Genomic DNA, 7,041 nt, shown 5'->3' with positions numbered 1-7,041 from the left:
CCCCCAATCCCCCGAAAGCCCCGGCACCACCACACAATCCCAGCACGATGTTTCTCATCGCCCCCGACATCAACACCGAAACCCTCTTGGCCCACGCCTGCGAATCCCTCGCCTCGGCCAGCATCATGGCCAGCGATCTTGCTGGATTTCTGCAAAGCCCTCATCGCAATGCGCTGCTGGGGATTGCGCAGATCATCATGTTGGGTGAGCTGGCGGTGAACCGGGCGCTGGATAATCTCGACCCGCAAGACTAGTCCAGTAGCAGCAAGCAACGAGTAACCCTGTAGGAGCGAGCTTGCTCGCGATGGACGTCAACGATAACGCGTGCTGCCTGATTGATCGTGTTGTCCAGACGTTTTTCGCGAGCGAGCTCGCTCCCACAGGGTTCCATGTCGTTTGGTCGATCTCGGTCTTCACGCAAACAGAGCACGTACATTCAATTTTTCCTTCCACCGCCCCGGCACTATCGAATCCTGTCCCGGCGCATCGACGCCGGTGGTTTTTCATTTGTGCGGGTAGGCCATGGACACTTCGCGAAGTGATGATCGGGCGCAAGACTGGGGGCTGCTGTTCCTGCGGGTCAGCGGCGGGTTGTTCCTGTTGTGGGTACATGGCTTGCCCAAGTTGCTTCACTACAGTGCCGAGCTGCAAAACATCGAAGACCCTTTCCACCTGGGCACGAATCTGACGCTGATGCTGGCGATTTTCGCCGAGGTCGTGTGCCCGCTGCTGATCGTCGCCGGGTTGCTGGCGCGTTTGGCGTGTTTGCCTATTCTGTTTTTGCTGTGGGTGTCGATGTTGATCGTGCATCCGCAGTGGACACTCTTCGAAGGCCAGTTCGGCTGGCTGTTGCTGATCGTGTTCACCAGCATTTTCATCGCCGGGCCGGGACGCCTGGCACTCAATGTCCGTTTCGCCGGAGCCTTGCGTTATGTCTGAATCCAATCGCCGTGAGCCGGCAAGTCCGGGGCCTGATGAGGTGGTGACCCTGATCGTCAAGCACCGAGTCAAGGCCGGTTTCGAAGTGCCTTATGCCGCCTGGCTGCGCAACATCGTCAAGGTGGCCGCGCAGAACGTCGGGCACTTGGGCGTGGATGTGGTGCGTGGCAAGAATGCCGGCCTCGACACCTACACCTGCGTGCTGCGCTTTTGTTCGACCGAGGCGATGCAGCGCTGGCTCGATTCACCGCAACGCCAGGAACTGGTCGATGAAGCCGCGCCGATGCTGGCCGATGGCGACCAGACCGAAATCAATCCGGTCAACGAGTTCTGGTTCTCGCCCCAGGCCGAGGCCAGTACGCCACCGCCGCGCTGGAAGCAGGCCGTGGTGACGCTGCTGGTGATCCTGCCGCACACCTTGCTGGTGCCGCTGCTTTGGGGGCCGTTGTTGCGGCTCAACGCCTTGCTCTCCAACTATGTGGTGGCCACGTTCCTGATCACCCTGACCATCGTGCTGTCGGTGGTTTACATCTTCATGCCCATGGCGACGCGTCTGTTCGCGCCCTGGCTGTCTCCCGCCACATTGCACGAGGAACCGTGATGAACGCCGATCTGATTCTGTTCAATGGTCAATTCCATACCGTTGACCGCGAAAAACCGCTCGCCAGCGCCGTGGCGATCAGCGACGGGCGTTTTGTCGTAGTCGGCAACGATGCCGAAGCCATGGCCCTGCGGGGCTCGAACACCCAGGTGATCGACCTCAAAGGACGTTGCGTGATCCCTGGGCTCAACGACTCACACTTGCACTTGATCCGTGGCGGCTTGAACTACAACCTGGAACTGCGTTGGGAAGGTGTGCCGTCATTGGCCGATGCCTTACGCATGCTCAAAGAGCAGGCCGACCGCACGCCGACCCCGCAGTGGGTGCGGGTGGTCGGTGGCTGGAACGAATTCCAGTTCGCTGAGAAGCGCATGCCGACCCTGGCGGAGCTCAATCAGGCGGCGCCAGACACGCCGGTTTTCGTGCTGCACCTGTACGACCGCGCCTTGCTCAACCGCGCCGCGTTACGCGTCGCCGGGTACACCCGCGACACGCCGAACCCGCCGGGTGGCGAGATCGTGCGTGACGCCAATGGCGAGCCGACCGGCATGCTGGTGGCGCGGCCCAATGCGATGATTCTGTACTCGACCCTGGCCAAGGGGCCGAAGCTGCCGTTGGAGTATCAGGTCAACTCGACCCGTCAGTTCATGCGCGAACTCAATCGCCTGGGCCTGACCAGTGCCATCGATGCCGGCGGCGGTTTCCAGAATTACCCGGACGATTACCAGGTGATCGAGCAGTTGGCGAAGGACGAGCAACTGACCGTGCGCATCGCCTACAACCTGTTCACCCAGAAGCCCAAGGAAGAGTTGACCGACTTCAAGAACTGGACCGGCAGCGTGAAGCTGCACCAGGGCGATGATTTCCTGCGGCACAACGGCGCCGGGGAAATGCTGGTGTTCTCGGCGGCGGACTTCGAAGACTTCCTCGAACCGCGCCCGGACCTGCCGCAAACCATGGAAGCCGAACTGGAGCCGGTGGTGCGCCATCTGGTCGAGCAACGCTGGCCGTTCCGTTTGCACGCCACCTACAACGAATCCATCAGCCGCATGCTCGATGTGTTCGAGAAGGTTAATCGCGACATTCCGTTCAACGGCTTGCCGTGGTTTTTCGACCACGCCGAAACCATCACCCCGCAGAACATCGAGCGGGTGCGGGCGCTGGGTGGCGGCATCGCGATTCAGGATCGCATGGCGTTCCAGGGTGAATATTTCGTCGAGCGTTACGGCGCGAAAGCGGCCGAAGCCACGCCACCGATCAAACGCATGCTGGCCGAAGGCGTACCGGTGGGTGCCGGTACCGACGCCACGCGGGTGTCGAGCTACAACCCGTGGACCTCGCTGTACTGGATGGTCAGCGGTCGCACCGTCGGAGGTATGGAATTGCACGCCGAAGGCCTTTCACGCCTGACGGCGCTGGAACTGTTCACCCACGGCAGCGCCTGGTTCTCCTCGGAGCAAGGCAAGAAGGGCCAGATCAAGGTCGGGCAACTGGCTGACGTCGCGGCCCTCAGTGCAGATTTTTTCAGCGTCGATGAAGAGGCGATCAAGTGGATCGAGTCGGTATTGACCGTGGTCGGCGGCAAGGTGGTGTACGGCGCCGGTGACTTCGAGAAGCTCGGGCCGGCCAGCGTGCCGGTGCTGCCGGACTGGTCGCCGGTGGTGAAGGTGCCGGGCCACTGGCGCCCGACTTCGCCGATGCAGGCCCAGTTTCACCATTGCAGCGGCCCGTGCGCGGTGCATTCCCACAGTCATGAACGGGCGCGTCTGTCGAACGCGCCGGTCAGCGATTTCGCCGGTTTCTGGGGCGCCTTTGGCTGCTCGTGTTTTGCCTTCTGACTCTTTTAAAAAAGCGCCGGCCCAACAGGTCGGCGCTGACTGCAACAACCATCCACCAAGGAGTTTCCAATGAGCAACGTTCCCTACAAACGCCTGAACAAAGACGATGCTGTGGTATTGCTGGTCGACCACCAGACCGGTCTGATCTCGCTGGTACAGGATTTCTCGCCCAACGAGTTCAAGAACAACGTGCTGGCGCTGGGCGACATCGCCAAGTTCTTCAAACTGCCGACCATCCTCACCACCAGTTTCGACAGCGGTCCGAACGGTCCGATCGTGCCGGAGCTCAAGGCGCAGTTCCCGGACGCGCCGTTCATTGCACGCCCGGGCCAGATCAACGCCTGGGACAACGAAGACTTCGTCAAGGCGATCAAGGCCACCGGTCGCAAGCAACTGATCATTGCCGGTGTGGTGACCGACGTGTGCGTGGCGTTCCCGACATTGTCAGCCATTGCCGAAGGCTTTGAGGTGTTTGTGGTGACCGACGCTTCCGGCACCTTCAACACCACCGTGCAACAAGCGGCCTGGGCGCGCATGTCGGCCGCCGGTGCACAACTGCTGAACTGGTTCTCCGTGGCCTGCGAGCTGCAAGGCGACTGGCGCAACGACATGGAAGGCCTGGCCAACCTGCTGTCCGAACGCCTGCCGAACTATCGCAACCTGATCAACAGCTACACCAAATTTACTGCCCAATAATCGCAAAACCTGTGGGAGCGGGCTTGCTCGCGAAGACGGAGCATCAGTCACAGCAATGTTGCCTGACACACCGCTTTCGCGAGCAAGCCCGCTCCCACAAGGTTTTGTGTGAACCTTGGATCAGCGACTCTGCAACCAACTCAAAAACCCACCTTTCCTGACCGCTACCGGTTTGGCCATCAACGCCATCCGGCTGTTCTGCTGGCGCACCGCCTGCAGCTTGTTCAACGCCCGGTCGACTTCCCGTCGTTGCGCCATGCAGTTGCGGGTCAGTGATTTGTCGAGGCGGTAGATGATGCTTGAGGTCATGGCGGTGAACCGTGCCTGGGACGGCGTGTCGGCGAGGATGCTTTGTTCGCCCATGACTTCACTCGGCCCCATGCGCCCGGCTTCGATCTGCGTGCTGCCGTTGGGGACGGTGGCGCTGACCACGCCGGTGGCGATGACGAACAGGCTGTCCGGTACTTCATCCAGATCCAGCACCACCTCACCGGCCGCGTATTGCTGCGCCACCATGTTCTGGGCCAGGTGATCCCGTTCCTCGGCGCTCAGGGAGCGGAATATTTTCACTTCATCGAGCAAGGCCCGTGCGCGGGTCGACGGCTCGATCACGCCATCGGGTTGCCGGGAAATGCCCGCCGCTTCAAGGTGCCGATGGGCCAGGTCGAACAGTTGATTGCGTACTTCACCCTTTTTGCCCAATTCGGCGATGAAGCCGCTGGCCACGTATTCGGACATGGTTTCGCCGGCCTCCTTGAGCACGGCTTTCGGCGCCGGATCGAGCAGCAGGCTGCTACTGCCCTGAAGGGTGCGGTCCAGGGCATCGAGTACCCGGCGCGGGCGGATGTGGTTGGGCACCTGAATGCTGATCGACACGCCGTGCATATTGAACGGGCGGCTGAGATTGACGATCTTTGCCTTGGCCGCCACCGAGTTCGGCACCACAGCGGTGCTGCCGGCGCTGGTCAGCAGGTGGGTGGCACGCCAGTCGATGTCCAGTACCTTGCCTTCAATACCGTCGATGGAAACCCGGTCATCGACCTGATACGGCTTGGTGGTATTGAGCACGATGCCGGAGAACACGTCGCTCAAGGTGCTCTGCAATGCCAGACCCACCACGATGGCGACGACGCCGGAGGTCGCCAGCAAACCTTTCACCGGCAGCTCCAGCACGTAGCCGGCGGCGGCCACCACGGCAATCAGGAACACCAGTGCACCGATGACATCCTGCAACAGCCGGCCGCTATGGCCGATGCGCCGCATCAGGGCCAGGCCGATCACTTCGGTCAGCACCCGCGCGACGTACAGCCACCAGAGAATCCCCAGTGCCGTGGCCCCCAGTTGTGCCACGCGATCATCGGCAAACAACGGCGCCTGCAACGGGCTGACGCCGGCGTTGATGAGCACCGCGCTGAACAGCACAAACAGCGCCAGGCGCACACCGACCCGGCTGACGCGATGCTTGAACGGCGCGAGGTGCCACAGCAGGGCGTCGATTACCAATAGCAGTGCACTCAGGGAAAGCAAATGCTCAAGGAGCAAGGACATGGGGAAACTCCATTTAAATGCTTGCGGCAAACAGATCGCAGATCCTTCGGGGAAGGTGATTTCAGTGCGGTGAACGAAGATTAATGGTGTGCCTGAAAGGGAACAAGCGGCTATAAAGTGTTTGACTGTCAACCGGGAAGTGACAATGAACCCATTCGAAGATATGCGTATTTTTTGCCAGGTCATGGACTCCGGCAGCTTCACGGCGGCCGCCGATCAACTGGGGCTGTCCAAGCAGTTTGTCAGCCGCCGCTTGATGCAACTCGAAGAGCGCCTGGGCGTGCGCTTGCTCAATCGTTCGACCCGGCGCCTGGATGTCACGCCGCTGGGGCAGAGCTATTACGAGTCAGCCTTGCGCCTGCTCAGCGAAGTCGAACAAGTGGAGCAGGGCATCGCCGGCCAGACCACCGAGCCACGGGGGACCATTCGTGTGAGTGCGCCGCTGTCGTTCGCGCTGGCGCATCTGGGCTGCCTGTTGCCGGTGTTTTTGCAGCGCTATCGCGACGTGACGGTGGAGATGGATTTGAGCGATCGTCCCGTGGATTTGCTCGGTGAGGGCTACGACCTGGCGCTGCGCATCGGCACACTGGAAGACTCGACACTGATCGCCCGACGCATTGCCTCCATTGAGCGGGTGTACTGCGCAAGCCCGGCGTACCTGACCGAACGCGGCACACCGCTCAAGCCTGAAGATTTGCACGGTCACGACTGCCTTCCGTACGGCCATGGTCGACAGGTGCAATGGCGGTTTGCAGGGCAGGGCAAGCCATTGAGCGTCAATGTCAGCGGGCGGATGCGGGTCAACAACGGTGAATTGCTCAAGGACGCGGCGATTGCCGGGCTGGGGGTCACGTATTTGCCGACGTTCATTGTCGGCTCGGCGTTGAAGGATGGACGGCTGGTGGAAGTGCTGGAGGATTTTCGGCTGGAGCCGCTGACGTTGTCGGCGGTCTATCCGCAACACCGGCAAAGTTCGCGGCCGGTGCAGGCGCTGGTTGAGTTCTTGCGCGAACGGCTGGATCGGGTTGAAGGTGGCTTGTAGAAATGCGCAGCGCCCGACTCAAACGAACCTGTGGGAGCGAGCTTGCTCGCGATGGCGTCGTGTCATCCAACATTGAAGTCGTCTGACACTCCGCCATCGCGAGCAAGCTCGCTCCCACAGGGTTTTGTGTTGTGTGGGAATCAGTGGGAATCAGCTCCTTTTGTCATCACCGGGCTCGGCATGGACACCGCGGTCATCACCGGGCTCGCCATTGGCATGGACACCACGGTCATCGCCGGGCTCGCCATTGGCATGGACGCCACGGTCATCGCCGGGCTCGCCATTGGCATGGACGCCACGGTCATCGCCGGGTTCGCCATTGGCATGAACGCCATGGTCGTCCCCGGGTTCATCATGGGTGCCGCTGCGTCCTGAGG

At 61.3% G+C, this 7,041-nt stretch carries 7 protein-coding genes and 1 pseudogene; 6 read left to right on the top strand and 2 right to left on the bottom strand.

Annotated elements, in window-relative coordinates:
• From KGA98_RS28115 to ycaC, 5 genes are all read left to right on the top strand, one after another.
• On the top strand, positions 1 to 254 hold a 254-nt coding region (locus KGA98_RS28115), incomplete at its 5' end, for a DUF6124 family protein (RefSeq protein ID WP_223504921.1).
• Positions 255 to 522: 268 nt separating this feature from the next.
• A complete protein-coding gene (locus KGA98_RS28110; RefSeq protein ID WP_057715507.1) occupies positions 523 to 939 on the top strand; it encodes a DoxX family protein in 417 nt (138 codons plus the stop codon).
• Positions 932 to 1,540 carry an antibiotic biosynthesis monooxygenase gene (locus tag KGA98_RS28105; RefSeq protein ID WP_090454696.1) on the top strand — a complete coding sequence of 203 codons (609 nt, stop codon included), beginning with the start codon at positions 932 to 934 and terminating at the stop codon, positions 1,538 to 1,540. The genes KGA98_RS28110 and KGA98_RS28105 overlap by 8 nt, the downstream gene beginning before the upstream one ends.
• Complete coding sequence (locus KGA98_RS28100) at positions 1,540 to 3,378, top strand: amidohydrolase (RefSeq protein WP_150814705.1); 1,839 nt, start codon at positions 1,540 to 1,542, stop codon at positions 3,376 to 3,378. The genes KGA98_RS28105 and KGA98_RS28100 overlap by 1 nt, the downstream gene beginning before the upstream one ends.
• 69 nt (positions 3,379 to 3,447) lie before the next feature.
• On the top strand, positions 3,448 to 4,074 hold the full coding sequence (gene ycaC, locus KGA98_RS28095) for an isochorismate family cysteine hydrolase YcaC (protein WP_102672891.1): 627 nt from the start codon (positions 3,448 to 3,450) through the stop codon (positions 4,072 to 4,074).
• A gap of 120 nt (positions 4,075 to 4,194) precedes the next feature.
• Here ycaC and KGA98_RS28090 read toward each other — a convergent pair whose 3' ends face one another.
• A complete protein-coding gene (locus KGA98_RS28090) occupies positions 4,195 to 5,622 on the bottom strand; it encodes a mechanosensitive ion channel family protein (protein WP_057715504.1) in 1,428 nt (475 codons plus the stop codon).
• A 145-nt stretch (positions 5,623 to 5,767) separates the two neighbouring features.
• Between KGA98_RS28090 and KGA98_RS28085 the strand changes: the two genes are divergently transcribed.
• Positions 5,768 to 6,664, top strand: coding sequence for a LysR family transcriptional regulator (locus tag KGA98_RS28085; RefSeq protein WP_150814704.1), 897 nt, complete (start codon positions 5,768 to 5,770; stop codon positions 6,662 to 6,664).
• A 150-nt stretch (positions 6,665 to 6,814) separates the two neighbouring features.
• Here the strand turns inward: KGA98_RS28085 and KGA98_RS28080 are convergent.
• Positions 6,815 to 7,041, bottom strand: a pseudogene (locus KGA98_RS28080) (hypothetical protein); the annotation flags it as partial.

The sequence above is a fragment of the Pseudomonas sp. BF-R-24 genome, assembly GCF_019947335.1.
Classification (GTDB): Bacteria; Pseudomonadota; Gammaproteobacteria; order Pseudomonadales; family Pseudomonadaceae; genus Aquipseudomonas; species Aquipseudomonas jessenii.
Note: the sequence above shows the minus strand (reverse complement) of the source record. Positions and strands in the feature narration are given on the sequence as shown.